The sequence below is a fragment of the Rhizobium sp. CB2179 genome, assembly GCF_057653455.1.
Genome location: NZ_CM172781.1, coordinates 58,654 through 85,227 on the forward strand (window position 1 = coordinate 58,654; position 26,574 = coordinate 85,227).

The window sequence follows — 26,574 nt, forward strand, 5'->3', positions numbered from 1 at the left end:
CCCCCTTAAATTATTGATTTCTTATCAATCGTGGCCAACCTGCCAAACTGAAAGCAGCCCGTCAAGAAGCAACTTTGGGGGCAGGATTCCATTGATATCCTGGGTTTTCATGAGATCATCATAACCGAAGATCGTAATCAACCGAGAAACAGCCCCAGCGAGCAGAAAGGGCGTATTGCTCTTCTTGTCCCAGTCCACCATGGGCAGATCACTGTCGACGCCGCGTGACGTCAGATAGGCGCGGATCTCAGCCTCGCCGCCGATTGCATCGACAAGTTTCACCTTCAGCGCCTGGCGGCCGGTATAGATCGTGCCGTCGGCCAGTTTCAGCACCTCGTCGCGCGGCAGCTTGCGCCGGTCGGCGACCAGGTCGACGAACCAGTTATAGCTGTCGACCACCATGTTGCGGATCATCGCCTTGGCTTCCTCGCTTGCCTCGTGGAAGGGCGAGGGCTCGGCCTTCAGCGGCGAGGACTTGATTTCCTGCAGCGAGACGCCGATCTTGTCGAGCAGCGGCTGGATCTGCGGATACTGGAAGATGACGCCGATCGAGCCGGTGATCGAGCTGTCGCCGGCAATGATCGTATCGCCGGCGGTGGCGATCATGTAGCCGGCGGAGGCGGCAAGCGTGCGCACGTCGGAGACGACAGGCTTCTTGGCAGAGATTGCACGGATCGCCTTGAAGATTTTTTCGCCGCCATAGGTCGTGCCGCCGGGCGAGGAGATCGAAATCACCACTGCCTTCACCTGATCGCTGATCTCGACCTTCTTCAGCCGCTCCAGAAGCTCGTCGTCATCGACGATCAGCCCGGATATCGTCACATGGGCGATGTGCGGGCGCGCCGTCCCGGCATCGCCGAGGGCAAAGCGGTAGAAGGCGAAACCAAGTGCCACGATGAGGGCCACAGCGATGACGCGCCAGAAGCCGAGCTTACGACGCAGCCGCCGGCGATCGGCGATGATCGAACTGTCCATAGAAACCTCCAGCGCTGGCACCGGCTTCGGCATGACGCCGATCGATCCGGTGAAATAGGGTGGCAGCGGCCCGTACGAATGCCACTTTTGAATGTTTTTCCGTTTTGTTGCTTGTTGCAGAAAAAATTCCATATTGGCAAGCCAATGTAATAATGCGAAACGAACTGTGATTGGCGGCCGGCTTTGTTATGAAGGCGCGGCGATCACCGCACATGGACGAGGCCTATGCTCGATACCCTGAAGAACAACGGACATGCCGCCTATTCAGGGTCCGGCAAGAATGCCTATGGCGATGCCTTGTTCCATTCCGCCCGCGTGCGGCGGCTGAAGATATTGCTGCCGGTGGCAGCCCTTATCGTTTCAGCCGCTGTTGGCGCCGTGACAGTGATCCGCACCTATCTGCCCGAGAATATCAAGATGGAGGGCGCCAAGATCGAGAACGGCAAGGTCGTGATGGAAAAGCCGGCGATCTCGGGGCGCAATTCCGACGGCATCAACTATTCGATGCTGGCCGAAAGGGCGCTGCAGGATATCCGCAATCCCGATTTCATCACGCTCGAGACCATCAAGGCCGCCGTGCCGATGAATGATGGCCTGATCGCCCGTGTCGTCGCCTCGACCGCCGATTACAATCGCGCCACCGACAATCTGCATATGACGGCCCCCTTCACCCTAGTGCTGAGCAGCGGCCTCAATGCGAATTTCCAGTCCGCCCAGCTTGACATCAAGGGCGGAAACATGCGGAGCGACGACCCCGTCACCATCACCAAGGACAATGCCTCCATTGTTGCGAAGACGCTTCAGATAACCGATAAGGGGCGGGTGATCACATTCGAGGGGAATGTTCGCATGAATGTCGATCCATCCGCCATCCATAAACAGGGCACTTAACCAGCCGGGTCATCCATGACAAAAGATTGTCGCTTTTCCACTTGCAAGACAGGCATGGCATTCATTGCCGGCGCATTTGCCCTTATTCTGACGGCCTCGGGCGCCGGCGCGCAGCAGGCGACGGCGACGATGCCGGGCATGAAGCTGTCCAACGACCAGCCGATCCAGATCGAAAGCGACAAGCTGGAGATCCACGACCAGGAACACACCGCGCTCTTCACCGGCAATGTCAAGGTCGTCCAGGGGACGACGACGATGCAGTCCGGCAAGATGACCGTCTATTACAAGGATAAGGCGGCGAAGCCGGTCGCTGACGGGACGCAACCGGCGGCCCAACCCGCAGCGCAGCCGCAGCAGTCGGCCTCGCTTGCATCGGGCAGTGCCGATATCGACAAGATCCTGGTGACGGACAAGGTCTTTTTGACCTCGGGCACGCAGACGGCGACCGCCGATGACGGCAATTTCGACATGGCCTCGCAGACATTCATCCTCACCGCGGATGAGGGGAAAAAAGTTATTCTGTCGGACGGGCCGAATGTTTTTACCGGCTGCAAGCTGACGGTTCACATGCAGACCGGCCAGGCGGAGCTTGAAAGCTGTGGCGGGCGTGTCCAGATTCAGCTCGATCCGAAGTCGAAGCCGAATACACCACAGCAGAAGCAGAACTGAGAAGCCGGCCTCCCACGTGAAATTAACATCGCTATCCACCATGTTCGGCAAGCCCGGGCCACAAGCTGCGGGCGCCGCCGACAAGAGCCGCTATCAGGGAACGCTGATCGCACGCGGTCTGACGAAGACCTATGCGACGCGGCGCGTCGTCAACGGCGTCTCGCTGGTGGTGCGCCGCGGCGAGGCCGTCGGCCTGCTCGGCCCGAACGGCGCCGGCAAGACCACCTGTTTTTACATGATCACCGGCCTGGTGCCGGTCGATGAAGGCACGATCGAGATCGACGGCAACGACGTCACGACCATGCCGATGTACCGTCGATCGCGCCTCGGCGTCGGTTACCTGCCGCAGGAAGCCTCGATCTTCCGAGGGTTGACGGTGGAAGAGAATATCCGCGCCGTCCTCGAAGTGCATGTCAAGGACAAGGCCGAGCGCGAGCAGAAGCTGAACGAGCTGCTGGAGGAATTCCATATCCAGAAGCTGCGCAAGAGTGCCGCCGTCGCCCTTTCCGGCGGTGAGCGCCGCCGCCTCGAAATCGCCCGTGCGCTTGCGACCGACCCGACCTTCATGCTGCTCGACGAACCCTTCGCCGGCGTCGACCCGATCTCGGTCGCCGACATCCAGAATCTCGTTCACCACCTGACGGCACGCGGCATCGGCGTTCTCATCACCGACCACAATGTCCGCGAGACGCTGGGTCTCATCGACCGCGCCTACATCATCCATGCCGGTGAGGTACTGACCCATGGCCGGGCGAACGACATCGTCAACAATCCGGAAGTGCGCCGGCTCTACCTCGGCGACAATTTCAGCCTCTGACGTCAGATCCGGATGATTTTAGGCCGGATCGGCAGAAATTCACTATGCCGGCATAGTTCCGCTTGACCAAATACAATAAAAAAGCAATTTTTGGGCCAACTTGGATTTCCGTGGCCTGAAGCCTTGATCGGACGCGGTTTCCCGGAGGAATCGAGGGGAGTTTTGCGTCCGTCATGGCACTGTCCGCCAATCTTTTCCTGCGCCAGACTCAGTCTTTGGTGATGACGCCGCAACTGATGCAATCCATCCAGTTGCTGCAGATGACGCATTTCGAACTCAACCAGTTCATCGCCCTGGAAGTGGAGAAGAACCCGCTGCTCGAATTTCCGTCGAATGACGGCGAGGCGGGCGGCGAACGCGGCGAAGCCGAAGATGGAGAGTATGCTCATCAGCCGGAGGATGCCGGGTCGGACGACGGTTACGATAACCGCACCGAGGCGCTCTCCAGCGACTGGTATGACAATGGCGGCAGCGCCAGCACCAGCCGGCTGAACGACGAGCTCGACGCCAATTACACCAATGTCTTTCCTGACGACGGTGCCCCGCAGCGCCTCGATGCGCCGGAGCTCGTCAGCCAGTGGAAGTCGATGCCGGGCAGCGGCGAGGGCGCCGACTACGATCTCGACGATTTCGTCGCCGGCCAGGTGTCGTTGCGCGATCATCTCGCCCAGCAGATCCCCTTCGTCCTGCCTGACATGGCCGACCGGCTGATCGCGCAGAATTTCGTCGACCAGCTCGACGACTGCGGTTATCTGCAGGCCGATATCGTCGAGGCGGGCGAGAGGCTGGGCACGAGCCTCGCACAGGCAGAGCGCGTGCTCGCCACCCTCCAGAGCCTCGATCCGCCGGGTGTTTTCGCCCGCAGCCTCGCCGAATGCCTGGCGATCCAGCTGAAGCAGAAGGACCGATATGACCCGGCCATGCAGGCTCTGGTCGAAAATCTCGAACTGCTTGCCCGGCGCGATTTTGCCACGCTGAAGCGGCTTTGCGGCGTCGACGAGGAAGATCTTCTCGACATGCTCGGCGAGATCCGCCAGCTCAATCCGAAGCCCGGCAGCGGTTTCGAGGCGGGTATTTCCGAAGCGATCATGCCCGATGTGGTCGTCAGAGCCTCCTCGGATGGCGGCTGGCTGGTCGAGCTCAATCCGGATACGCTGCCGCGAGTGCTGGTCAACCAGTCTTATTTTTCCCGGGTGACAAAGAACGGCGAGGATCACGCCTTCCTCTCCGATTGCCTGCAGACCGCCAACTGGCTGACGCGCAGCCTCGATCAGCGGGCTAAAACCATCATGAAGGTGGCAAGCGAAATCGTCCGCCAGCAGGACGCCTTCCTGCTGCACGGCGTCGACTATCTGCGCCCGCTGAACCTGAAGACGGTCGCCGAAGCGATCAAGATGCATGAATCCACCGTCAGCCGCGTCACGTCGAACAAATATATGCTGACGCCGCGCGGCCTCTTCGAACTCAAATATTTCTTCACCGTCTCGATCAGCGCCGTCGCAGGCGGCGACAGCCATTCGGCCGAAGCCGTGCGTCACAAGATCCGCGCGCTGATCCTGCAGGAGAGCCCGGAGGCGGTGCTTTCCGACGATGATATCGTCGACATGCTGAAGAAGGGCGGGGTCGATCTCGCCCGCCGCACGGTTGCGAAATACAGGGAGGCGATGAACATTGCCTCTTCGGTCCAGCGCCGCCGCGAGAAGCGGGCGCTCGCCAAGGTCGCCGGTTTCTAACGCGGCAACGCTTCGGCCTCGATCGAAGCATCCGGCCCGCAAATCCCGTTATTCCTCTCCAGCGCCCTGCGTCTTAGACATGCAAACGGCGCCGAAACCCTGTGAATTGTCTTCAACGAATATCGAAACGCCGACCATGACGCCGCAAAATTCCAACCTTGCCAGGGAGCTTTTCCTGCTGCTGGTGCTGGCGACCCTTTGGGGTTCCTCCTATAGCTTCATCAAGATCGGCGTCGAGACGATCCCGCCGATAACGTTGATCGCCGCTCGCACGCTGATTGCCGGCGGCATTCTGCTGGCCGTCCTGCGCCACCGGCGTGTCCGCCTGCCGCGCGATCTCGCCACCTGGCGGCGGTTTTTCGTTCAGGCCTGTCTGAACAGCGTCGTCCCCTTCACTCTGATCGCCTGGGCGGAACAGTCCGTCGATGCCGGACTGGCGGTGATCCTGAATTCGGCAACGCCGATCTTCACCTTCCTGCTGACCGTGCTGATCACCCGCCATGAGCAGGTGACGTTGCGAAGGCTTTTTGGCGTCATGGCCGGGCTTGCCGGCATCTGCCTCGTCATCGGCGTCGAAGCGCTCGGCGGTCTCGGCGAAAGCCTGATGGCGCAGCTTGCCATCATCCTGGCGACCATCTGCTATGCAGGTGCCGCGATTTTCAGCAAGAACTTCAAGGGGCTCGACCCCGCGGTGCCGGCGGCCGGCTCGTTGATCTCAGGCGCGGTTGTTCTCTTGCCGATGAGCCTCGTCGTCGATCGGCCGTGGGAAATCGATCCTTCGCCGGCATCGATGCTGGCGCTGCTGGCCCTCTCCGCCTTTTCGACGGCGCTCGCCTTTGTGATCTATTTCCGTCTCGTCCAGACGCTGGGTTCGGTCGGAACCACCGCGCAAGCCTATCTCAGAGTGCCGATCGGGGTTGCGATCGGCATCGTTTTTCTCGGCGAGAGGCTGAGCGCGACGGCCTGGATCGGGCTCGTCTGCGTCATAGCAGGTGTCGCCGCCATGACGATCCCTGCAAGGAGGGGCACAACGCAGGCACGAAACGCCTAAACTGTATGGGGTGGCGATCGGCGGCATGCCTTGCCCGACTGGGTATCCGCCACACGTTGACCGAGTGCCGCCGACGGTGATTCGGCGCCCTATTGACTTTTCTGCAAGCTCTGGCTAGAAGCCCGCCGCAATCGATGCCGTGAACGGCGTCTGGAGTTATCCCCAGCATCAGAAGGGCACTAAGGACCCGCAGGCCTAAGCCGATCTTGCTTGAGATTGTGCGAAGTGCTTGGATGAACCTGAGGCTTGGCGTAAACTGATACCCGCAAACGACCATAAGAAGGGAAACTCCATGAGTGTGCGTGTATCCGGGAAACATATGGAAATTGGTGAATCTTTCCGTCAAAGGATCGAGGACCAAATTGGTATGGCCATCACGAAATACTTCGACGGGGGATATTCCGGCCAGGTGACCGTGGAAAAGGCGAGTTCTCGTTACTCGGCGGATTGCAAGCTTCATCTCGACAGCGGGGTGGTGCTGCATGCGGCCGGCGAGGCGACCGACCCGCAATTGGCTTTCGACGCCGCCTCCCAGCGGATCGAAAAACGGCTGCGGCGTTACAAGCGCAAGCTGAAGGACCATCACGCCGGAAACCATCTGAATGGTTTTGCAGAGGTCTCCTACACGGTTATGGATTCCGTTCCTGATCACGATGATGAAATCGCTGACGATTTCGCTCCGGCGATCGTCGCTGAAAGCACGAAGCAGCTGAAGACCATGTCGGTCGCCACCGCAGTGATGGCGCTCGACATGACCGACGAGCCGCTTCTCCTGTTCCGCAGCCCCGGCAAGGAACATCTGAACATCGTTTACCGTCGGCACGACGGAAATATTGGCTGGATCGATTCAGCCAGTATCAAAGGCTGAGATCAGGGTGGTGAGCGGCGGTATTGCCGCCGCTCCTTGCATTTGATCCCGGCGACAGAAGGAAAAAGAAATGGCATTGGCAGATTTGCTCCATCAGGATGCGATCATTCCCGCCCTCAGAGTAAATTCCAAGAAACAGTTGCTTCAGGAATTGGCTGCAAGAGCCTCCAGGATCACCGGGCTTTCCGAACGGGAGATCTTCGACGTCATCCTGCAGCGCGAACGCCTGGGCTCGACCGGAGTCGGCAACGGCATAGCCATTCCCCACGGCAAGCTGGGAAACATCCATTCGATCGTCGGCATCTTCGCCCGGCTGGAGCAGCCGGTCGATTTCGAGGCGCTGGACGACCAGCCTGTTGATCTCGTGTTCCTGCTGCTTGCGCCGGAGGGCGCGGGCGCCGATCATCTCAAGGCTCTGTCGCGTATCGCCCGCGTGCTGCGTGATCACGATCTGGTCGCCAAGCTGCGCGCCACCGATTCCGCCTCGGCGATCTATGCCTTCCTCAACGAAGAGCAGACGTCGAACGCTGCCTGAGCGGCATTAATCCCCGAAATGCAAAGGCGCCTGATTTCCCAGGCGCCTTTTGCATTATGAGGGGCTGAACGATCAGAACTCTTCCCAGCTGTCCTGCGCTACGGCAGCGGATCCACGCGATGAGGCAACGGAGCGACGGGGCACTCGCGCGAGGCGAAGGGGCTGCCGGCACCGCGTTGACCGATCAAGCCACAGTCTCCGCGGTCCCATCACTATATGAGACAGCACATCGGCGCTTGTCGCCGTCTATCCTTCAAGATTTATATCCTGTCTGCGACTTCCTCGCTCAAGGGGATCGACGGTTGCGCTCCGGCCTTGAGGCAGGCAAGCGAACCGGCAACTGCCGCACGGCGCAGCGCCGAGACAAAATCGAGGCCGTCGTCGAGGCTGGCGGCGAAATAGCCGCAGAAAGTGTCTCCCGCACCGACCGTATCGACAGGTTGGATCTTGAGACCCTGCGCCCTAGAAATCGACCCGTCGCGAATGGCGATGACCCCGTCGGCACCGAGCGTCACGATCAGCGTCTGGCCCGTCTCCGCATGCAGGCGCACGAGGGCTGCCTCGCGCGCTTGTGCGTCCATGCCCTCTTGTCCGGCGAGCCGCTCGAACTCGGTCTCGTTGGCAATGACGATATCGGCGAGCCGGCCGAGACGCGGCGCATCGGGGATCAGCGGCGCAAGGTTGAGGATGCTGGTGACGCCCTTGGCGCGGGCCGCCGACAGCGCGCGCTCGACGGCGGCAGCCGGCACTTCGAGCTGAAGCATCAGGATATCGCCTTCGTTCATGCGGCCGATTGCCGTCTCGGCATCGGCAGGTGTGAGCTGGCCATTGGCGCCGGGAACGACGGCGATCATGTTTTCGCCGTCGCCGCCGACGAGGATCAGCGCCGTGCCGGTGGGGCCGTCGACATTGTTGATCAGAGAAAGGTCGGTGCCCGCATCATCAAGTAGGGCGAGCGCTTCCGCAGCGAAAGCATCCTTGCCGACGGCGCCGGCCATATGCACGTACCGGCCGGCGCGGCGCGCTGCCAGCGCCTGGTTGGCGCCCTTGCCGCCGGCGGCCGTGGCAAAGCCGTTGCCAGCCACCGTCTCGCCGGGCTTCGGCAGGCGCTCGGTCGTGGCGATGAGATCCATGTTGATGGACCCGAAAACTGTGATCATGAATGTGTCCCGTCTTCTGGAGCATGCTGACGACATCATGCTCCTACTGTTTCATGCGGGCGCGACACTGCCCGAAGCGGTCACTCCTCGTCAACCACCCGCAGCTTCAGAAGACCAGTGCGGCTCTCCACCGATTTGGCTGCGGCTTCGCTGTCGCGGGCAGGCTTGGCATCGCCGCCGGCCTCGAATTCCAGCGCTTCGATCCTGGCGCCGCGCCTGGTGAGCTTGTCGGCTGATGTGACCACCATGTCGATATCCTTCTGCGCCATGGCGAAATGGCCCTGCAATTTGCGCACCCGCTCGTCCAGGCGGCTGAGATCGTCCATCAGGATCGCCACTTCGCCCTGGATCAGATGCGCCTGCGCCCGCATGCGCTGATCCTTGAGCACGGCCTGAATGACCTGGATCGACAGCATCAGCAGCGACGGTGAGACGATGACGATGCGTGCGCGGTGCGCCTTCTGCACCACCGGCTCGAAGTGCTCGTGGATCTCGGCGAAGATCGATTCGGACGGCACGAAGAGAAAGGCCGTATCCTGGGTTTCCCCCTGGATCAGATATTTCTCCGAAATGTCCCTTATATGGACCTCCATGTCGCGGCGGAATTGCTGGCTGGCGATCTTGCCGGCCTCGGGGCTGCCGGCGTCGCGGATCGCGTTCCAGGCTTCGAGCGGAAATTTTGCGTCGATCACCAGCGGCGGCGCGCCGTTCGGCATGCGGATCGTGCAGTCCGGCCGCGAACCGTTGGACAGCGTCTGCTGGAAGGCGTAGGCGCCCATCGGCAGACCGTCGGCGACGATCGTTTCCATTCTCGACTGGCCGAAGGCGCCGCGCGTCTGCTTGTTGGACAGAATGGCCTGCAGCCCGACGACATCCTTGGCGAGCGTCTGGATATTGTTCTGCGCGGCATCGATGACCGCCAGCCGCTCCTGCAGCCGCTGCAGGTTCTCATGCGTCGATTTGGTCTGCTCGGTGATCGTCGAGCTGACTCGCTGCGACATGCCGTCGAGGCGTTGGCTGATCGTCTGGTTGAGTTCGCTCTGCCGCGCGCCGAAGACCTCCGTCATCGCCGCGATGCGGCCCTGCATCTCTGCCTGGATTTTCAAAAGCTCGGCCATGCGCGCTTCGTTTTCCTGAGCACGAAAGTTCGCTTCCTCCGCCTGCTCGCGGCGAAGGCCGGCGGCGCGCAGCAGAAGCACGATCACCAGCAGGACGAGGACGGCGAGACACCCGCCGACAAGCGCCAGCATGGCCGGGCTGATCGAGGCAAGGGAAAGGGCGAGCGATTCGGAATGGACGGTCATGCCGCAAGCATAACAGAAGAAGCGCCGATTTATAGATCAAAACGTGAACAGAGTGGACGATCCTCAATATCTTCGCAAGCCGTTGCTCTTCCGCGTCCACCGAAAAGAAATGTCGCCGCGGCTTAACGATTGCTCAACCATATTGGCCAAAACCTGCGGCGCTGAAATCCCCTCCCGCGCGCGTCGCGCCAAGTACAGAGATCCCCATGACCGCCCAGCAGACCGACAATGCCCTCAGGCAGCGCCTCGATTTCATCGAGCTGGATGAAACGGCGCGCAAGTCGATGCGGGATCTGCGCCCTGTCATCTCAGAGCTGATCGGCGGCGCCCTCGATAAATTCTACGCCAAGATGGCCAAGACCCCCGCTGTCGCCGACAAGTCCCAACTGGGCCATGCCAAAAAGCGTCAGCAGGATCATTGGGTCAATCTTACTGGCGGCACGTTCGACGAGAGCTATGTCGACGGCGTGACCACCGTCGGCCGCATGCATGAGCGCATGGGGCTGGAACCGCGCTGGTCTATCGGCGGTTACGCCATCGTCATGTCCGAACTCGTCAAGGGCATCGTGGAAAAGCAGTGGCCTTCGTTCTTCGCGCGCCAGCAAGGCAAGCTGCTGGCCGAGAAGCTGTCGGCGGTCGTCAAATCAGGCATGCTCGACATGGATTATTCCATCTCGGTCTATCTCGAGGTGCTTGAAGCAAAGCACCGCGCCTTGGAAGAGCAGCGCGCTGAGGCCCAATCCGACCAGGCGATCGCGCTGGAGCAGCTGCGCCGCGGTCTGGAAGCGTTGTCGAACGGCGATCTCGAAGCTACTTTGCCGTCCGACCTGCCGGGCAATTTCTGGCAGATGGCCGAGGACTACAATCGCGCCGTCAGCGCCCTTCGCCAATCCTTCGCCTCCGTGCGCGAGACCTCCGGCCATATCAAGACCGGCGCCGACGTCATTTCCAACGCGACCAACGATCTGGCACTGCGCACCGCCCAGCAGGCGGCAGGCGTCGAGGAGAGCTCGGCCGCGCTGCAGCAGCTGTCCGTCAGCGTCGGCCAGACGGCCGCCAATGCCGAGAAGGCGTCGGAGGCCGTGCGCGAGACACAGCAGAAGGCGAAGAACTCCGGCGAGCTCGTCACCAGCGCCGTCTCGGCGATGGCCGGCATCGAGAAATCCTCGACCGGGATCACCAAGATCATCGGCGTCATCGATGAGATCGCCTTCCAGACCAATCTGCTGGCGCTAAACGCCGGTGTCGAGGCGGCCCGTGCCGGCGATGCCGGCAAGGGTTTTGCCGTCGTCGCCCAGGAAGTCCGCCAGCTCGCCCAGCGCACCGTGGAAGCAGCCAAGGAGATCAAGAACCTGATCTCGCAGAGCTCGACCCAGGTCAATCAGGGTGTCGGCATCGTTTCCAGCACCGGCGAGGCGCTGAACGACATGATCAGCCGCATCGACATCATCAACCGTTTCGTCGCCGATATCGCCGCCGCCGCCCGTGATCAGGCGACCGGCGTCAACGAGGTCAGCCTCGCCGTCCGCAACATGGGTGCAATCACCCAGCAGAATTCGGACATGGTCGAGCACTCTTCGGCGGAAACCCGCCGGCTCAAGGACGAGGTGGAGACCCTGATCGAGCTGCTGCAGCGCTTCCGTGCCCGGCCGGAAGGCCGTTCTGCCGGTGCTGCCCGCCGGGCGGCCTGAGGCGAATATGGCGAAATTCCAGGCGGGGATGCAAAAAAGCGTATTCCCCGGCTGCCGGATAATTCCATAGTCGGAAAAGATGGGTTATGGGAACGCCATGACCATCAAGCCACTCATCATTCTTCCCGATCCCGTTCTCCGCCAGCTGTCGAAGCCGATCGAGCGGGTGGATTCCGACCTGCAGCGTCTTGCCGACGATATGCTGGAAACCATGTATGACGCGCCGGGCATCGGCCTCGCTGCCATCCAGATCGGCGTGCCGCGCCGCATGCTCGTCATCGACATCGCTCGCGAGGGCGAGGAAAAGCAGCCGCAGGTCTTCATCAACCCGGAGATCGTCAAATCCTCCGACGAGCGCTCCGTCTATGAGGAAGGCTGTCTTTCGATTCCGGATTATTATGCCGAGGTGGAGCGCCCGGCCGTCGTCTCGGTCAAATATCTCGACCGGAACGGCAAGGAACAGACCGTGGAAGCCGACGGCCTGCTCGCCACCTGCCTGCAGCACGAGATCGACCACCTGAACGGCGTGCTGTTCATCGATTACATCTCGCGGCTGAAGCGGGAGATGGTGATCAAGAAATTCACCAAGGCGGCGAAGTCGAAGGCGCTCTGACACTGCGTTGAAAATCCACCGGCGACGCACTATGATATCACTGATATCATGATGGAGGTGCCGAATTGGGCGACTTGCTTATTCGAGACGTTCCGGATGCGATGAAGCGGCAGCTTCAGGAAAGCGCACAACGCAACGGCCGCAGCCTTTCGGAAGAGGCGATTGAAATCATGCGCCGACAGATTGCGGTGGAGCGCTCGAGGGATTCCGCCGGGCAGCGCCTGCGTTCCCTGATGAGTGAGGAAAGATTGAGCGAAGATGAGGTGGAGGCCATTGCCGCATCCCGCCATGAACGGGACCGTGAACCGCCGCGTTTCGACACATGATCGTTCTCGATACGAATGTGATTTCAGAAATGCAGGGGAGGATCTACAGCGATCGGATATTGAACTGGCTGGACGCCTATGACGTCGAGACGCTTTTCCTGACGACGATTGCCGTCGCGGAAATGCGTTACGGTCTTGAACTCCTTGATGATGGCAGGCGAAAGACAGCACTGGTGTCCGACTTCAACCGGATCGAGTCTGAATTTGCCGGCCGCATACTCGGTTTTGCCCTCAGTGCAGCGCATCGCTACGGCCTGCTGGCGGCCGAGCGTAGAAAGGCGGGACGGCCGATGGAAACCAAGGATGCCATGATTGCCGCCATCTGCCTTGCAAACGGCGCGACGCTTGCGACCCGCAACACCAGAGATTTCGAAGGGCTTGATCTCAAGCTCGTAAACCCGTTTGAAGACGGTTGATCCTCAATTGGCGAGATAAAATGTCTCTTCGCATCATCTTCATGGGAACGCCGGAGTTCTCGGTTCCGACCCTGCGCCTGCTCGTCGATGCCGGCCACAGGATCGTTGCGGTCTATACGCAGCCGCCGCGGCCGGGCGGGCGGCGCGGCCTCGATCTGCAGAAATCGCCGGTGCATCAGGCCGCCGAACTGCTCGGCCTGCCGGTCTTTACCCCGGTCAATTTTAAGGACCCCGAGGAGCGCGAGAGGTTTCGTGGCTTGAATGCCGATGTCGGCGTCGTCGTTGCCTACGGGTTGCTGCTGCCGGAGGCGATTTTGAACGGCACCCGCGATGGCTGCTACAACGGTCATGCCTCGCTGCTACCGCGCTGGCGCGGTGCGGCACCCATCCAGCGGGCGATCATGGCCGGCGACGCAAAGACCGGCATGATGGTGATGAAGATGGACAAGGGTCTGGATACCGGCGCCGTGGCACTCACCCGCGAGGTCGAGATCGGCCCGAACATGACGGCTGGCGAGTTGCACGACCGGCTGATGCTCGTGGGCGCCAAGGCGATGGCGGAAGCCATGGTGAAACTCGAAATGAACGACCTGCCGCTGACGCCGCAGCCGGAAGACGGCGTGCTCTATGCGGCCAAGATCGACAAGGCCGAGACGCGCATCGATTTTTCCAGGAACGCCGGCGACGTGCACAATCACATTCGCGGCCTGGCGCCGTTTCCGGGTGCCTGGTTCGAGCTCGAAATCGGCGGCAAGCCGGAGCGGGTCAAGGTGCTGGCGTCCGAGCTGGCTGAAGGGCAGGGTGCTGCCGGGCTATTGCTGACGGACGATCTCGTGATCGCCTGCGGCTCGGGCGCGCTGCGGCTGACCAGGCTGCAGAAGGCCGGCGGCAAGCCGCTGGCGGCGGCCGATTTCCTCAGGGGCACGCCGCTTGCGGCGGGCACGAGGCTCACCTGATGCCGCGTTTCCGCATGACCGTCGAATATGACGGCGGCCCCTATGTCGGCTGGCAGCGGCAGGAAAACGGCCACTCGGTGCAGGGCGCGATCGAGGCGGCGGTGCTGTCGCTGACCGGTGAGACGGTCTTGGTGCGCGGCGCGGGCCGTACCGATTCCGGCGTCCACGCCATGGGGCAGGTGATCCATGCCGATCTTTCGAAGGAGTGGTCGCCCTACCAGTTGCAGAATGCCTTGAACGCGCATCTGAGGCTCGCCGGCGAGCGGGTCTCCATTCTCGAGGTCGAGGCGGCTCCCGAGTTCTTCGATGCCCGTTTTTCGGCGCTGCGGCGCCATTACCTCTATCGCATCGTCAGCCGCCGGGCGCCGCTGGCGCTCGAAGCCGGCAAGGCCTGGTGGGTGCCGAAGGTGCTCGACCACGAGGTCATGCATGCCGCCGCCCAGAGGCTGGTCGGCAAGCACGATTTCTCCACCTTCCGCGCCGCCCATTGCCAGGCAAACAGCCCGGTGCGCACCCTCGACCGGCTGGATGTGACGCGCAACGGCGAACTGATCGAGATCCGCGCCACGGCGCAGAGTTTTCTTCACAACCAGATCCGCTCCTTCGCCGGCACGCTGAAGCTCGCCGGCGAAGGCAAATGGACGCCTGATGATGTCGAGGCGGCGCTTGAAGCGCGCGACCGCAAGGCCTGCGGCCCAGTGGCGCCGCCGGACGGGCTCTATTTCATGCAGGTGGATTATCCCGACGTGATCCCCGATCGCCGAAGGCCGGTCACCGATACCGATGCCAATGACGGGGATGCTGACGATCCCTCGTAAACTTGGTCAGACGGGATAGATGCCGAGGAAGTGCTGCAGATATTCCGAAAGGATCATCGATGGCACGAGCAGCACCAGTGTCAGCGCCCCGGTCATCAGCGCGTGACCGTGGCAGATCATCCGGATAATGCGGGCCAGCACGAAGACCTGCGCCAGCATGAAGGCGAGCAGCAGCAGCGAGACGAGGCCGATGGATCCAGGCAGGAAGAACACCAGCGCCAGCAGCAGCCCGTTGATATAGGAGAGCGGCACGCCGAGCCAGTTGACGCTGACGACGACGGGCGCGAAACGCTCGCCCATCCGGAAGGCAAGCAGCAGAACCCCTGCAAAGACCAGCGGCACGAACCAGTTGGCGACCTCGACGAGGCCGAGCCTGATATAGAAGGGAAAATCGACATCGGCTTCCGGCGGCATCGACCGCAGGAAGGCCTGCCGCCACCAGAGCCAGGAAATACCCATCGGCGGCAGGCACCAGAGCATCGCCCAGAACGAGCGATTGACGCCGCGCTCGGACATATCGAGGTAGCGGAAGCCGCGCGGATCCAGCCGGATCAGCAGCCAGAGGCCGGCCAGGTAATATTGAACCTCCCTAAAGCCCGGCATTGGCGAACCAGCGGGCGATGAAAGTTTCGTAGATTGCCGTCAGCGTCTCCAGATCAGCGACAGCGACGCGCTCGTCGACCATGTGCATGGTCTGGCCAACGAGGCCGAACTCGACGACCGGGCAATAATCCTTGATGAAGCGCGCATCCGATGTGCCGCCGGTGGTCGAAAGCCGCGGCGACTGGCCGGCAACACTTTCGACGGCTGAAGACAGTGAGGCGATCAGCGCATTGTTGCGCGTCAGGAAGACATGGCTCGGCCGGTCGGCCCAGACGATATCATAGGCCACCGGATCGCGGCCCGGCCGCAATGCGCCGTTGCCGGCGGCGGCTTCCAGACGGCGCAGGATTTCGGCCCGCAGCGTTTCGACGGTCCAGCTATCGTTGAAGCGGATGTTGAAGCTTGCCGATGCCTTGGCCGGAATGACGTTGGTCGCCGGGTTGCCGACGTCGACCGTGGTCACTTCGAGGTTCGAAGGCTGGAAATCGCCGGTGCCGGCGTCAAACAGCGGGTCCATCAGCGCCTGCGTCAGCTGCAGCATGCCGCGCACCGGATTGTCGGCAAGATGCGGATAGGCGGCATGGCCCTGCACGCCGTGCACGGTGATTTTACCCGACAGCGAGCCGCGCCGGCCGATCTTGATCATGTCGCCGAGCCTGTCCGGATTGGTCGGCTCGCCGACAAGGCAGGCATCCCAGCGCTCGCCGCGCTCGGCCGCCCATTGCAGCAGCTTGATCGTGCCGTTGATCGCCGGGCCCTCTTCGTCGCCGGTGATCAAAAAGGAAATGGAGCCGTTGGGCGGCCCGTTTTTCTCGATATGCCGGGCGACGGCGGCGACGAAACAGGCGATGCCGCCCTTCATGTCGACGGCGCCGCGGCCGAAAAGCTCGCCCTTCGAAATCTGGGCCTCAAACGGTGGATGCGTCCAGGCGGCTTCGTCGCCGACCGGCACGACATCGGTATGGCCGGCAAACATCAGATGCGGGCCGTCCTTGCCGAGGCGGGCATAGAGGTTTTCGATCTCGGGTGTTCCCTCTTCGCTCGCCTTCACCCTGTCGACCGCAAAGTCGAGCGGCGCAAGCATCGCCTCCAGCGCCGTGAGCGCGCCGCCTTCGGCGGGCGTCACGGACGGGCAGCGAATCAGCGTCTGGAGATTGGCGACGGGGTCGGTAGCGGTCATGGCGGTCGAACTATCCGGCGGGAATGGCAAAGACATGGCAAGGCGGGGCCGCCTCGCGTAAAAAGACGCCGTCTGTTTACCGGATCAATGTCCCGGTGTCATCAATCTCTGAGCAGCTCGTTGATGCCGGTCTTCGAGCGGGTCTTTTCATCGACGCGCTTGACGATGACGGCGCAGTAGAGATGCGGCGCCGGCTGGCCGTTGCCCATCGTCGCATTACCCGACGGCATTGAGCCGGCGACGACGACGGAATAGGGCGGCACTTCGCCGTAGCTCACCTCGCCGGTGGCGCGGTCGACGATCTTGGTCGACTTGCCGATAAAGACGCCCATGCCGAGCACCGAGCCTTCGCGGATGATGCAGCCTTCGACCACCTCGGAACGGGCGCCGATGAAGCAATTGTCCTCAATGATCGTCGGGCCCGCCTGCATCGGCTCCAACACGCCGCCGATGCCGACACCGCCGGAGAGATGCACGTGCTTGCCGATCTGCGCACAGGAGCCGACCGTCGCCCAGGTATCGACCATCGTGCCTTCGCCGACATAGGCGCCGAGATTGACGAAGGAGGGCATCAGGATCGCGTTCGGGGCGACATAGGCCGAGCGGCGCACGACGCAGTTCGGCACGGCACGGAAGCCGGCGGCGCGGAAATGGTTCTCGCCCCAGTTTTCGAACTTCGAGGGAACCTTGTCCCACCAGGTCGAGTTGCCCGAGCCGCCCTTCACCACGTCCATGTCGTTGAGGCGGAAGGACAAGAGCACGGCCTTCTTCAGCCACTGATTGACCGTCCAGGCGCCGTCGGCGGAGCGTTCGGCGACACGGGCCTTGCCGGCATCGAGCAGATCGAGCGCTGCTTCGACCGCATCGCGAACCTCGCCCTTCGTCGACGTGTTCACATTGTCGCGATTGTCGAAGGCGGATTCGATGATCTTTTCGAGGGATGCGAGGTCGGTGGCGCTCATGAGAATTCCTTAAACTTCGATCTTTATCGTGGAGACGGGGTGTCTCCGGAATTGCGGTTGGCGGGGTTTACCCTGCTCTACAGCATGAAGCCGTAGAACGGAATGATTTTTCCGACAAGATCATACCTGGATTCAAGGCGTTATAGCGACATATCCGGCTTCGTAGCCGGCAATACCGAAAGGCATTTCGACATGGCGAAGGGACGAAACGGCGGTTCGAGGCGCAAGGATGGCGTATGGGACCCGCTGAAGAGCAGTTCGACCGACAAGCAGCGCGCCGAAGCCGTGCCGAAGACGCCGCAAACGATGTCGCCTGCCTACCGCCTGGCCTATGTCGACGAGGATTTCCTCTGCCGCGAGGAGTTGCGGCCGATCCGTCTGCAGCTGGAGCTGTTGAAGACGGAAATGATGCTGACCGAACGCGGCATCAAGTCGACCGTCGTCATGTTCGGCGGCGCCCGCATTCCCGCCCCCGGCCAGAGCGCCTGGGCAGCCCGCAACGATATCCAGCGCGTCAACCTGGAGGCGGCCTCGGTCTATTATGACGAGGCGCGCAAATTTGCCCGGCTCTGCTCGAAATATTCAGCCACCTTCAATTTCCACGAATATGTCATCGTCACCGGCGGCGGGCCGGGCGTGATGGAGGCCGGCAATCGCGGCGCGGCCGACGAGGGCGCCCCTTCGATCGGCCTCAACATCGTGCTGCCGCATGAGCAGGCGCCGAACGCCTATGTGACGCCGGAGCTCAGCTTCAACTTCCACTATTTCGCCATCCGCAAGATGCATTTCATGGTGCGCGCCAAGGCGATCGCGGTCTTTCCCGGCGGCTTCGGCACGCTCGACGAATTCTTCGAATGCCTGACGCTGATCCAGACCGGCCGCATGGAGCGCCTGCCGCTGATCCTTTTCGGCGAGACCTTCTGGAGGAGCATTATCAATTTCGAGGCATTGGCCGAATTCGGCACGATCGCGCCCGACGACGTCAAGCTGATCAGCTTCGTCGATACGGCAGAAGCCGCTTGGAAGATCGTCCAGGATTTCTACGAACACCGCGAATAGGGGCCAGAACGCGGCGTTTCGACGAATCTCCTACTCTTTCCCCGCTGGAGCAGGGAAAGAGTGGAGATACATCGGCTCGTTCGGCCTTACAGAAGTGGCCGGTCCGGCATGTCATCGATCGAGATGACGCCGTCCTTGTTGCGGTCCATCCGAGTGAACAGCTTGTCCATGCCGGCTTCAGCTTCCTGTTTGGAAATCTGGCCGTTCTGGTCGGTGTCGACCCGGTGCATCATGATCGAGGCACGCATGATGTTGCCGCCATGGCGCATCCAGCGATGTCCGTCACGACCCTCGTGACCACCCTGAGGCGGCCGGCCCTGGTCGTTATTATCAGGCGTCGCGTCTGCGGTCTTCGCATCCTTGTTATTGCTGGCATCCTGCTTGCGCTGATCTCTAATCGCCTGCATCTGCGCTTTCTGGTATGCGCCGATTTCGCCTGGGGTCAGCGAGCCGTCCTTGTTGGTGTCGATCGCAGCGAAGATCTTGTCGATGCCGGCGGTCGCCTCGTCCTTGGAGATCTGTCCGTCCTTGTTGGTGTCGAACTGCTTGAGCATGCGGACATAGGTGATTTCGCGGAAGGCGGCAGGCCCCGGACCGTGCATGGGACCGTGCCTGCCGGGGTGCTGACGCGGCCCGTCACCGGGCGCTGCATAGCCGGCTCCGGCGGCTGCGCCGAAGATGAGGGTGGAGGAAAGCGCTGCCAGTATCAGCTTGTTGCGGTACATCGTGTTTGCCTTTCGTAAGGTGTCCCCTCACGAAAGAAGCTATGGCAGCAGGCCCGCAAGACCCAGTTAAACATCGGTAAGCTAAGTGAAAACTTGGTAATGCTTCAGCCGGTAATCTTGCCGAGAAAAGCGGCAAGGTCGTCGGTGACAAAATCGATGTGATCCTCATCGCCGCTGGTCTTTTCCCACCATTCGACGACCGTCTCTTCCAGATTGCGCGGCACCAGCAGCACAGTCTGCATGCCGAGCGCCTTCGGCACCGTCAGGTTGCGCGGTAGATCTTCGAACATGGCGGCCTTGGTGGTTTCGACCCGCTTCAGCGCCATGAACTTGTCGTAGGTCGCCTGCGCCGGCTTCGGCACGTAGTCGGCGGCGACGATATCGAAAATGTCGTCGAAATGCTCGAGAATGCCGAGCGCCTCCGCCGTCATCTCTGCATGTTTGACGCTGCCATTGGTGAAGATGAACTTGCGCCCCGGCAGCGCCTTGATCGCCTCGCCGAGTTCCGGCTGCGGCGTCAGCGCCGTGTAGTCGATCGCATGCGCCTTTTCGAGGAAATCGTTCGGGTCGATGCCATGATGGATCATCAGGCCCTGCAGCGTCGTGCCATGGTCGAGGTAATATTGCTTCTGCAGCTTGCGCGCCTCTTCCCGCTCCATCTGCAAGAGCGCCGCGACATAGGCGGTCATGTTCTTGTCGATCTGCGCGAAGAGATTGACATGATGCGGATAGAGCGTGTTGTCGAGGTCGAAGACCCAGTCGGTGACGTGCTCGAAATCGGCTTTATCAGGCGTACGGTCGATCTTGGTCATGGCGGTCTTATGGCACGGCTTATCCGCCAAGGAAATCGGCAAGAAAGAATAGACGCCCGATTTTCGGCGGACGGCGCAGGCACGGAATGCTAGAAAGCGCTCATGCTTTTCGAACGCCCCAATGACGATACGCTCTATGATGCCCTGATCGCGCGCAGCGCCGATTATGAGGGCCAGGCCTATGTCTGCGTCAAGACGACAGGCATCTTCTGCCGCCTGACCTGCCCGGCGCGCAAGCCGAAGCGGGAAAACACGCTCTTTTTCGATACGATCGCCGCCTGCATGCATTCCGGCTTCCGCCCATGCCAGCGCTGCAGGCCGCTGGAGCAGCCGGGCAGGGAGCCGATCGTCGACGAGCTGCTTGCCGCGCTCGACCGCGAGCCGCAGTTGCGCTGGAGCGAGGATGAGCTTGTGCGCCGGGGCCACGATCCCTCGACCGTGCGCCGCGCCTTCAAACGCGGGCTCGGCATGACCTTCCACGATATCGTCCGCTATCGCCGACTGGGCGAGGCGGCCCGGCAGCTGGCCGATGGCGCGCGCGTTATCGATGCTCAGCTTGAGGCCGGATATGACTCCCCAAGTGGTTTCCGGACGGCTTTTCAGCGGCTCGTCGGCAAGGCGCCGGCGCTGTCGCAAAACCGTGAACTTCTGTTTGCCGACTGGTTCGAGACGCCGCTCGGACCGATGGTGGCCGTTGCCGACCGGACGCATCTGCACCTTCTCGAATTCCACGACCGCAAAGCGCTGCCCACCGAACTCGAGGCACTGCAGAAGCGTGTCCGCTCTTCGGTCGCAATCGGCCGCACGCCGGCGATCGACCAGATCGAGGCAGAAATCCGGGATTATTTCGAAGGGCGGCTCACCGTCTTCAAGACGCCATTGGCGCTTGGCGGCACGCCCTTCGAAAAGCACGTTTGGGCGAAGCTCATGGATATCCCTGCCGGCCAGACGCGCGCCTATGGCGATCTTGCAAGGGAGATGGAAAGGCCGGAGGTTGTGCGTGCCGTCGGCCGCGCCAATGGCGCCAACCAGCTTGCCATCATCGTACCCTGCCATCGCATCCTCGGCGCGGATGGTTCGCTGACCGGCTATGGCGGCGGGCTCTGGCGCAAGCAATGGCTGTTGCGGCATGAAGAGAAGATCAGAGCACAAGCACCTAACGTGGAGGAGACGGCATGAATCAGAACGAAAAGGCCAAGGCATTCGGCGCATTGCACCGCAAGGGCGATCCGGTTGTTCTCTACAATATCTGGGATGCCGGCACGGCCAAGGCGGTGACCGATGCCGGCGCCAAGGCGCTTGCAACAGGAAGCTGGTCGGTCGCCGCTGCCCACGGTTATGCCGACGGCGAGAAGCTGCCGATGTCGGTGCTGGTCGACACGGCAAAATCCATCACCGCTGTCGTCGATCTGCCGCTTTCGGTCGATTTCGAAGGCGCTTATTCGGCTGAGCCTGAGGGTGCCGCCGCCAACGTCGCCAAGCTGGTGGAGGTCGGCGCTATCGGCATCAATTTCGAGGATCAGGTGGTCGGCGGTGGCGGGCTTTATCCGGCCGAGAGGCAGGCGGCCCGCATCCGCGCCATTCGCGCCATGGCGGAAGGCGAGGGCATTCCCTTCTTCATCAACGCTCGCACCGATCTCTTCCTGGCGGAGAGCGATCTTTCCAAACATGCCGGTCTGGTGGAAGAGGCGATCGAGCGGGGCAAGGCCTATGCGGCCGCCGGCGGCAGCGGCTTCTTCGTTCCTGGCTTGATCGATCCCGCCTTGATCGAGAAGATCTGCGCCGCATCGCCGCTGCCGGTCAACATCATGATGCGGACAGGCGCCCCTGACGTGAAGACGCTCGCCAAGCTCGGCGTCGGCCGCATCAGTTATGGTCCGGGGCCTTACCGATCGATGATGGAAAAGTTGAAACAGGAGGCGGCGGCGATTTATAGCCTGCTCTGACGTCGAATGCCCGAGGGCCGCAGATCTAAAGCATGTCGCGCAAAAGTGTGCGGCGGTTTTGCGACAACGGCATGCGTAAAAACAAAAAGCTAAAGCGCGACGAGCGAATCCGAAAGATCGCGACGCGCTTTAGTACGAAAGGCTGCGGCCCGCAATGAAATCCCGTTCCGCTCAGGAACGGAAGCGCAGATTCCGCCGGCTGAGCTGGCTGACCGAGGTGCAGCCCATCAGCTTCATGCCGCGCTCGATCTCGGTGCGCATCGTCTCCAGCGCCCGTTCGACACCGGGCTGTCCGGCCGCGGCAAGCGGGAAGAGATAGTATCGCCCGAGCCCGACGGCCTTCGCCCCCAGCGACAGCGCTTTAAGAACATGCGTTCCCCGCTGCACGCCGCCATCCATCATCACGTCGATCCGGTCGCCCACGGCGTCGACGATCTCGGCCAACTGGTCGAAAGCGCTGCGCGAGCCGTCGAGCTGGCGCCCGCCATGATTGGAAAGCACGATGCCGCTGCAGCCGATCTCGGCCGCGCGCTTGGCGTCTTCGACCGACATGATGCCCTTCAGGCAGAATGGCCCGCCCCATTCGCGCACCATCTCCGCCACGTCGTCCCACGACATCGAGGGGTCCAGCATCTCGGTGAAGTATCGGCTGATCGACAGCGCGCCGCCATCCATCTTGACGTGGTTTTCGAGCTGCGGCAGCCGGAAGCGCTCATGCGTCAGCCAGTCGATCGCCCAGGAAGGCTTGATCGCGAACTGGGTCATGCCGGCAAGATTGAGCTTGAAGGGAATGGCAAAGCCCGTGCGCTTGTCGCGCTCGCGGTTGCCGCCGGTGATGCTGTCGACCGTCAGCATCATCGCCTGCACGCCGGCATTTTTCGCTCGCGCCATCATCTCGCGGTTGAGGCCACGGTCCTTGTGGAAATAGAACTGATAGACCTGCGGCCCGTTGCTGATCTGTCTGGCTTCCTCCAGGCTGATCGTGCCGAGCGAGGAGACGCCGAACATCGTGCCATGTTTTGCCGCCGCCGCCGCGACCGCCCGCTCCCCCTGGTGGTGAAAAAGCCGCTGCAACGCCGTCGGCGAGCAATAGACCGGCATTGCGAGCTTCTGGCCCATGACAGTTACCGACATGTCGACATCGGCCACACCGCGCAAAACGTCGGGCACCAGATCGCAGGCCTCGAAGGCCGCGGTATTGCGCCGGTACGTCACCTCGTCGTCGGCACCGCCGTCAATATAGTCGAATATCGGTCCGGGAAGACGCCGTTTGGCCATGCGCCGGAAATCGTGAAAGTTATAGCAGTCTGTCAGGCGCATTTGTTTCCTCGATACCCTGTTTCCGCGTCAGGAAGATCCGCCCTTCGCAAGTGAAGGGAGCAGCCTGGTTCAGGGAACGATCAGCGTTCCGACGCCGTGCTCGGTGAAGATCTCGAGCAGCACGGAATGGGCGGTCTTGCCGTTCAGGATGACGACGCCCTGCACGCCGGCCTTGATCGCATCGATGCAGGTCTCGACCTTGGGGATCATGCCGCCCGAAATCGTGCCATCGGCGATCAGCGCATGTGCTTCGGCGACAGAAAGCTCCTTGATGAGCTGGCCGTTCTTGTCGAGCACGCCCGGCACATCGGTCAGGAACAGCAGCCGGGTGGCGTTCAGCGCACCGGCAATGGCGCCGGCGAAGGTATCTGCATTGATATTGTAGGTGGCGCCGTCGCGGCCAGGCGCCACGGGGGCGATGACCGGGATCATCTCGGAGCGGGCAAGCAGATCGAGCAGCGTCCGGTCGACCTCGACCACTTCGCCGACGAAACCGAGATCGAGCACGCGCTCGATGTTCGAATCCGGATCTTTGATGGTCTTGCGCGCCTTTTCGGCGAAGACCATGTTGCCGTCCTTGCCGCAAAGGCCGATCGCCCATTCGCCGGTCTGATTGATGAGCGCGACGATTTCCTTGTTGATCGAGCCGGCGAGCACCATTTCGACGATCTCGACCGTTTTCTGGTCGGTGACGCGAAGGCCGCCCTCGAATTTCGATTCGATGCCCATCTTGCTCAGCATGGCGCCGATCTGCGGGCCGCCGCCGTGAACGACGATCGGGTTGACGCCCGATTGCTTCAACAGCGCGATGTCGCTGGCAAAGGCCTTGCCGAGCTCGGCATTGCCCATGGCGTGGCCGCCATATTTCACGACAATCGTCTTGTTCTCGTAGCGCTGCATGAAGGGCAGCGCCTTGGCCAGAAGCCGTGCCTGCATTTCGCTTTCGGTTTCGTTCATGGGAACCCCGCAGAATTGTTCGCGGCCTTTTATCGCAAGTTTCTGACAGAGGGAATAATCCAGAGGGCAATAGTTTTTCGTATCTGGCGCGGAGCCGGACGCCGTTACCGTCTGGCGCACGTAAGCTTGAGATGAGGAACGGCATGCAAGGCGATGACATCGCAGACCTGATCGGCCGCGTCGCACTCGGCGATCGCAGGGCTTTCGTGGCCCTCTACAATCAGACCGGACCGAAACTTTTCTCGATCTGCCTGCGTATCTTGAAGGATCGCACGGAAGCCGAGGAAGCCCTGCAGGAAGCCTATATCAGCATCTGGCAACGCGCTCGCAGCTTCTCCGTCGCCTCGGGTTCGTCCTCGGCATGGCTGGCTGCAATTGCCCGCAACCGGTCGATCGATGCGCTGCGGGCGCGCAAGCCCGTCGCCGACGAATTGGACACGGTCTATGATCTGGCCGATGCCGGAGCCGACCCGGAAATGCAGACGGTGACCAAGGATGAAGGAAGGCGGATTGACACCTGCATGGAAGAGTTGGAAGCTGATCGTGCGGTCGCCGTGAAACGGGCTTATGTCGAAGGGCTGAGCTATCAGGAACTGGCCGATCAGTTTGGTATTCCGCTGAACACGATGCGGACCTGGCTCAGGCGCAGCCTCTTGAAACTGAGAGAGTGCATGGAACGATGACATCGCCCGATAAAAGCAAGGGAGACCGCTCCCGCGACGAGGTTCTCGCCGGCGAATATGTGCTTGGCGTCCTGTCGTTGCAGGATCGCCGGGTGGTGGAAGAGCGCATGCGCCACGACCGCCCCTTCGCTGCGATCGTCAGCCGCTGGGAAACCAACCTCTCCGCCTTCAACGACGAGTATGAAGGCGTTGCTCCGAACCGGGAAACCTTCAAGCAGATCGAGGCACGGCTGTTCGGCGATGGCCAAAAGCCCCCATCCTTTTCGCAGGGGCTCTGGAATTCCGCCGTTTTCTGGCGCTCGCTGAGCTTCGCCTGCATCGTCGTCGCCGTCAGCGCTGTCATCTTCGCCTCCGGCGTGGTGCCGGAGCCGCAGGGGCCGGCACCACTGGTAGCCTCGCTTTCGGGCCAGAACAGCACCATCAATCTTCTCGCCTCCTATGAGCTGCAGAGCGGCCGGCTGAAGATCGTGCCGGTCGCCGCCGGCAAGCCGGAGGAGAAGTCGCTGGAACTCTGGCTGGTACCGGGCAGCGGCATGACGAGATCGCTCGGCGTCTTCCAGCCGGGCGAGAGCGGTGAACTTGTCATCCCCGCCGATCTGCGCAGCCAGGTCGCCGATGGCGCAACGCTTGCCGTCAGCCTCGAACCCTTCGGCGGTTCGCCGACAGGCCAGGCGACCGGTCCGGTGATCGCAAGCGGTCCCCTGCACCGACCATAACCGTCTCGGCCATAAATCATGTCTCCTCACTGAAACTCTTCGGCGCGGCCCTCCGTAGTTCGAAATGTCCGGACGACGCTCAGGCATAAAGCCCGCGGATGGTGTCCGGTGAGGAGAAAATCATGATCAAGTCCGTATTGCTCGGCGTCGCGCTCGCCACAGCCATGTCCGCCGTCGCCTTTGCCGCCGCCAAGAATCCAGTGGTCGGCGGCGCTGCGATGTTCGATAGCAAGAACATCATCGAGAACGCCGTGAATTCCAAAGATCACACGACGCTGGTCGCAGCCGTCAAGGCGGCAGGCCTGGTCGGCACGCTCGAAGGCAAGGGCCCCTTCACCGTCTTTGCGCCGACCAACGAAGCTTTTGCCGCGCTGCCGAAGGGCACCGTCGATACGCTGCTGAAGCCGGAAAACAAGGCGACGCTGACCAAGGTTCTGACCTGCCACGTCGTTGCCGCCGATGCGATGGCCAAGACCGTTGCCAAGATGATCAAGGATGACGGCGGCGAGCACGACATCAAGACCGTCGGCGGCTGCGTGCTGAAAGCCAAGGAAAGCATGGGCAAGATCACCCTGACCGATGAAAACGGCGGTGTCTCCCATGTGACGATCGCCGACGTCAAACAGTCGAACGGCGTCATCCATGTCGTCGACAAGGTGCTGCTGCCGAAGATGTAAGCCCGCTCGTATCGCCAGGCGCATTGGGGCGCTCCTAGAGCAATTCCAGGAAAAGTGCAGAGCGGGTTTCCGTCCGGAATTGCGCAAAAACAAAAGGTTAGAGCGGTTCTG

At 61.7% G+C, this 26,574-nt stretch carries 29 protein-coding genes; 19 read left to right on the forward strand and 10 right to left on the reverse strand.

Annotated features, from left to right (window positions below):
• Positions 1-24 precede the first annotated feature (24 nt).
• Positions 25-975 (reverse strand): signal peptide peptidase SppA, encoded by a 951-nt coding sequence (gene sppA, locus AC244Q_RS00300; protein ID WP_128407325.1) that lies wholly within the window; start codon positions 973-975, stop codon positions 25-27.
• A 225-nt stretch (positions 976-1,200) separates the two neighbouring features.
• On the opposite strand from sppA, the gene lptC reads away from it, so the two are divergent.
• The 7 genes from lptC to ptsN all read left to right on the forward strand — a co-directional run bounded on the left by lptC (position 1,201) and on the right by ptsN (position 7,539).
• Positions 1,201-1,866, forward strand: coding sequence for an LPS export ABC transporter periplasmic protein LptC (gene lptC / locus AC244Q_RS00305; RefSeq protein WP_128407326.1), 666 nt, complete (start codon positions 1,201-1,203; stop codon positions 1,864-1,866).
• A gap of 15 nt (positions 1,867-1,881) precedes the next feature.
• Positions 1,882-2,535: an LptA/OstA family protein gene (locus tag AC244Q_RS00310; protein WP_128407327.1), complete on the forward strand. Its 654-nt coding sequence runs from the start codon at positions 1,882-1,884 to the stop codon at positions 2,533-2,535.
• 40 nt (positions 2,536-2,575) lie between these two features.
• Complete coding sequence (gene lptB / locus AC244Q_RS00315; protein WP_003556077.1) at positions 2,576-3,352, forward strand: LPS export ABC transporter ATP-binding protein; 777 nt, start codon at positions 2,576-2,578, stop codon at positions 3,350-3,352.
• Between the two features lie 173 nt (positions 3,353-3,525).
• Positions 3,526-5,085 carry an RNA polymerase factor sigma-54 gene (rpoN, locus tag AC244Q_RS00320; RefSeq protein ID WP_012755805.1) on the forward strand — a complete coding sequence of 520 codons (1,560 nt, stop codon included), beginning with the start codon at positions 3,526-3,528 and terminating at the stop codon, positions 5,083-5,085.
• Between the two features lie 136 nt (positions 5,086-5,221).
• On the forward strand, positions 5,222-6,136 hold the full coding sequence (locus AC244Q_RS00325; RefSeq protein ID WP_128407328.1) for a DMT family transporter: 915 nt from the start codon (positions 5,222-5,224) through the stop codon (positions 6,134-6,136).
• Between the two features lie 292 nt (positions 6,137-6,428).
• A complete protein-coding gene (gene hpf / locus AC244Q_RS00330; RefSeq protein ID WP_012755807.1) occupies positions 6,429-7,004 on the forward strand; it encodes a ribosome hibernation-promoting factor, HPF/YfiA family in 576 nt (191 codons plus the stop codon).
• A gap of 70 nt (positions 7,005-7,074) precedes the next feature.
• Positions 7,075-7,539, forward strand: coding sequence for a PTS IIA-like nitrogen regulatory protein PtsN (gene ptsN / locus AC244Q_RS00335; RefSeq protein ID WP_017995882.1), 465 nt, complete (start codon positions 7,075-7,077; stop codon positions 7,537-7,539).
• Positions 7,540-7,799: 260 nt separating this feature from the next.
• On the opposite strand, the gene AC244Q_RS00340 is transcribed toward ptsN, so the two are convergent.
• Together AC244Q_RS00340 and AC244Q_RS00345 are read right to left on the reverse strand one after the other, a co-directional pair.
• Positions 7,800-8,699, reverse strand: coding sequence for a ribokinase (locus AC244Q_RS00340; protein WP_113546444.1), 900 nt, complete (start codon positions 8,697-8,699; stop codon positions 7,800-7,802).
• An 80-nt stretch (positions 8,700-8,779) separates the two neighbouring features.
• Positions 8,780-10,003, reverse strand: a complete 1,224-nt coding sequence (locus AC244Q_RS00345) for a DNA recombination protein RmuC (protein ID WP_128407329.1) — start codon at positions 10,001-10,003, stop codon at positions 8,780-8,782.
• Between the two features lie 206 nt (positions 10,004-10,209).
• Between AC244Q_RS00345 and AC244Q_RS00350 the strand changes: the two genes are divergently transcribed.
• The 6 genes from AC244Q_RS00350 (at position 10,210) to truA (ending at position 14,823) form a co-directional block, all read left to right on the forward strand.
• Complete coding sequence (locus AC244Q_RS00350; RefSeq protein WP_128407330.1) at positions 10,210-11,694, forward strand: globin-coupled sensor protein; 1,485 nt, start codon at positions 10,210-10,212, stop codon at positions 11,692-11,694.
• Between the two features lie 97 nt (positions 11,695-11,791).
• Entirely contained in the window at positions 11,792-12,307 is a 516-nt protein-coding gene (gene def, locus AC244Q_RS00355; RefSeq protein ID WP_025392924.1) for a peptide deformylase, read from the forward strand.
• A gap of 65 nt (positions 12,308-12,372) precedes the next feature.
• The gene (locus tag AC244Q_RS00360) at positions 12,373-12,633 is read left to right on the forward strand and encodes a FitA-like ribbon-helix-helix domain-containing protein (protein WP_012755814.1); all 261 of its coding nucleotides are present in this window, start codon (positions 12,373-12,375) and stop codon (positions 12,631-12,633) included.
• Positions 12,630-13,049: a type II toxin-antitoxin system VapC family toxin gene (locus AC244Q_RS00365; protein WP_128407331.1), complete on the forward strand. Its 420-nt coding sequence runs from the start codon at positions 12,630-12,632 to the stop codon at positions 13,047-13,049. The genes AC244Q_RS00360 and AC244Q_RS00365 overlap by 4 nt, the downstream gene beginning before the upstream one ends.
• 20 nt (positions 13,050-13,069) lie before the next feature.
• The gene (gene fmt, locus AC244Q_RS00370) at positions 13,070-14,005 is read left to right on the forward strand and encodes a methionyl-tRNA formyltransferase (protein WP_012755816.1); all 936 of its coding nucleotides are present in this window, start codon (positions 13,070-13,072) and stop codon (positions 14,003-14,005) included.
• Complete coding sequence (gene truA, locus AC244Q_RS00375; RefSeq protein WP_012755817.1) at positions 14,005-14,823, forward strand: tRNA pseudouridine(38-40) synthase TruA; 819 nt, start codon at positions 14,005-14,007, stop codon at positions 14,821-14,823. The genes fmt and truA overlap by 1 nt, the downstream gene beginning before the upstream one ends.
• A gap of 6 nt (positions 14,824-14,829) precedes the next feature.
• Here the strand turns inward: truA and AC244Q_RS00380 are convergent, their stop codons facing one another.
• The 3 genes from AC244Q_RS00380 to dapD all read right to left on the reverse strand — a co-directional run bounded on the left by AC244Q_RS00380 (position 14,830) and on the right by dapD (position 17,568).
• The gene (locus AC244Q_RS00380) at positions 14,830-15,426 is read right to left on the reverse strand and encodes a hypothetical protein (protein ID WP_012755818.1); all 597 of its coding nucleotides are present in this window, start codon (positions 15,424-15,426) and stop codon (positions 14,830-14,832) included.
• Positions 15,413-16,606: a succinyl-diaminopimelate desuccinylase gene (dapE, locus tag AC244Q_RS00385; protein WP_128407332.1), complete on the reverse strand. Its 1,194-nt coding sequence runs from the start codon at positions 16,604-16,606 to the stop codon at positions 15,413-15,415. Before dapE ends, AC244Q_RS00380 begins: the two co-directional genes overlap by 14 nt.
• Before the next feature lie 101 nt (positions 16,607-16,707).
• Positions 16,708-17,568, reverse strand: coding sequence for a 2,3,4,5-tetrahydropyridine-2,6-dicarboxylate N-succinyltransferase (gene dapD / locus AC244Q_RS00390; protein WP_128407333.1), 861 nt, complete (start codon positions 17,566-17,568; stop codon positions 16,708-16,710).
• A 192-nt stretch (positions 17,569-17,760) separates the two neighbouring features.
• Between dapD and AC244Q_RS00395 the strand changes: the two genes are divergently transcribed.
• Entirely contained in the window at positions 17,761-18,627 is an 867-nt protein-coding gene (locus AC244Q_RS00395) for an LOG family protein (protein WP_128407334.1), read from the forward strand.
• A gap of 86 nt (positions 18,628-18,713) precedes the next feature.
• Here AC244Q_RS00395 and AC244Q_RS00400 read toward each other — a convergent pair whose 3' ends face one another.
• Both AC244Q_RS00400 and AC244Q_RS00405 read right to left on the reverse strand, forming a co-directional pair.
• Positions 18,714-19,352: an EF-hand domain-containing protein gene (locus AC244Q_RS00400; RefSeq protein WP_128407335.1), complete on the reverse strand. Its 639-nt coding sequence runs from the start codon at positions 19,350-19,352 to the stop codon at positions 18,714-18,716.
• A 104-nt stretch (positions 19,353-19,456) separates the two neighbouring features.
• Positions 19,457-20,164, reverse strand: a complete 708-nt coding sequence (locus tag AC244Q_RS00405; RefSeq protein ID WP_128407336.1) for a pyrimidine 5'-nucleotidase — start codon at positions 20,162-20,164, stop codon at positions 19,457-19,459.
• A 102-nt stretch (positions 20,165-20,266) separates the two neighbouring features.
• Between AC244Q_RS00405 and AC244Q_RS00410 the strand changes: the two genes are divergently transcribed.
• Together AC244Q_RS00410 and AC244Q_RS00415 are read left to right on the forward strand one after the other, a co-directional pair.
• Positions 20,267-21,343 carry a bifunctional transcriptional activator/DNA repair enzyme AdaA gene (locus AC244Q_RS00410; RefSeq protein ID WP_017995892.1) on the forward strand — a complete coding sequence of 359 codons (1,077 nt, stop codon included), beginning with the start codon at positions 20,267-20,269 and terminating at the stop codon, positions 21,341-21,343.
• On the forward strand, positions 21,340-22,110 hold the full coding sequence (locus tag AC244Q_RS00415; RefSeq protein WP_128407337.1) for an isocitrate lyase/PEP mutase family protein: 771 nt from the start codon (positions 21,340-21,342) through the stop codon (positions 22,108-22,110). The genes AC244Q_RS00410 and AC244Q_RS00415 overlap by 4 nt, the downstream gene beginning before the upstream one ends.
• A 171-nt stretch (positions 22,111-22,281) precedes the next feature.
• Here AC244Q_RS00415 and AC244Q_RS00420 read toward each other — a convergent pair whose 3' ends face one another.
• Positions 22,282-23,430, reverse strand: a complete 1,149-nt coding sequence (locus tag AC244Q_RS00420; RefSeq protein ID WP_029873874.1) for an alpha-hydroxy acid oxidase — start codon at positions 23,428-23,430, stop codon at positions 22,282-22,284.
• Positions 23,431-23,499: 69 nt separating this feature from the next.
• Positions 23,500-24,387 (reverse strand): acetylglutamate kinase, encoded by an 888-nt coding sequence (gene argB / locus AC244Q_RS00425; protein ID WP_017995894.1) that lies wholly within the window; start codon positions 24,385-24,387, stop codon positions 23,500-23,502.
• Positions 24,388-24,530: 143 nt separating this feature from the next.
• On the opposite strand from argB, the gene AC244Q_RS00430 reads away from it, so the two are divergent.
• From AC244Q_RS00430 to AC244Q_RS00440, 3 genes are all read left to right on the forward strand, one after another.
• Complete coding sequence (locus AC244Q_RS00430; RefSeq protein WP_012755827.1) at positions 24,531-25,070, forward strand: sigma-70 family RNA polymerase sigma factor; 540 nt, start codon at positions 24,531-24,533, stop codon at positions 25,068-25,070.
• Complete coding sequence (locus AC244Q_RS00435; RefSeq protein ID WP_012755828.1) at positions 25,067-25,786, forward strand: anti-sigma factor; 720 nt, start codon at positions 25,067-25,069, stop codon at positions 25,784-25,786. The genes AC244Q_RS00430 and AC244Q_RS00435 overlap by 4 nt, the downstream gene beginning before the upstream one ends.
• A gap of 122 nt (positions 25,787-25,908) precedes the next feature.
• Complete coding sequence (locus tag AC244Q_RS00440) at positions 25,909-26,463, forward strand: fasciclin domain-containing protein (protein WP_128407338.1); 555 nt, start codon at positions 25,909-25,911, stop codon at positions 26,461-26,463.
• Positions 26,464-26,574 lie beyond the last annotated feature (111 nt).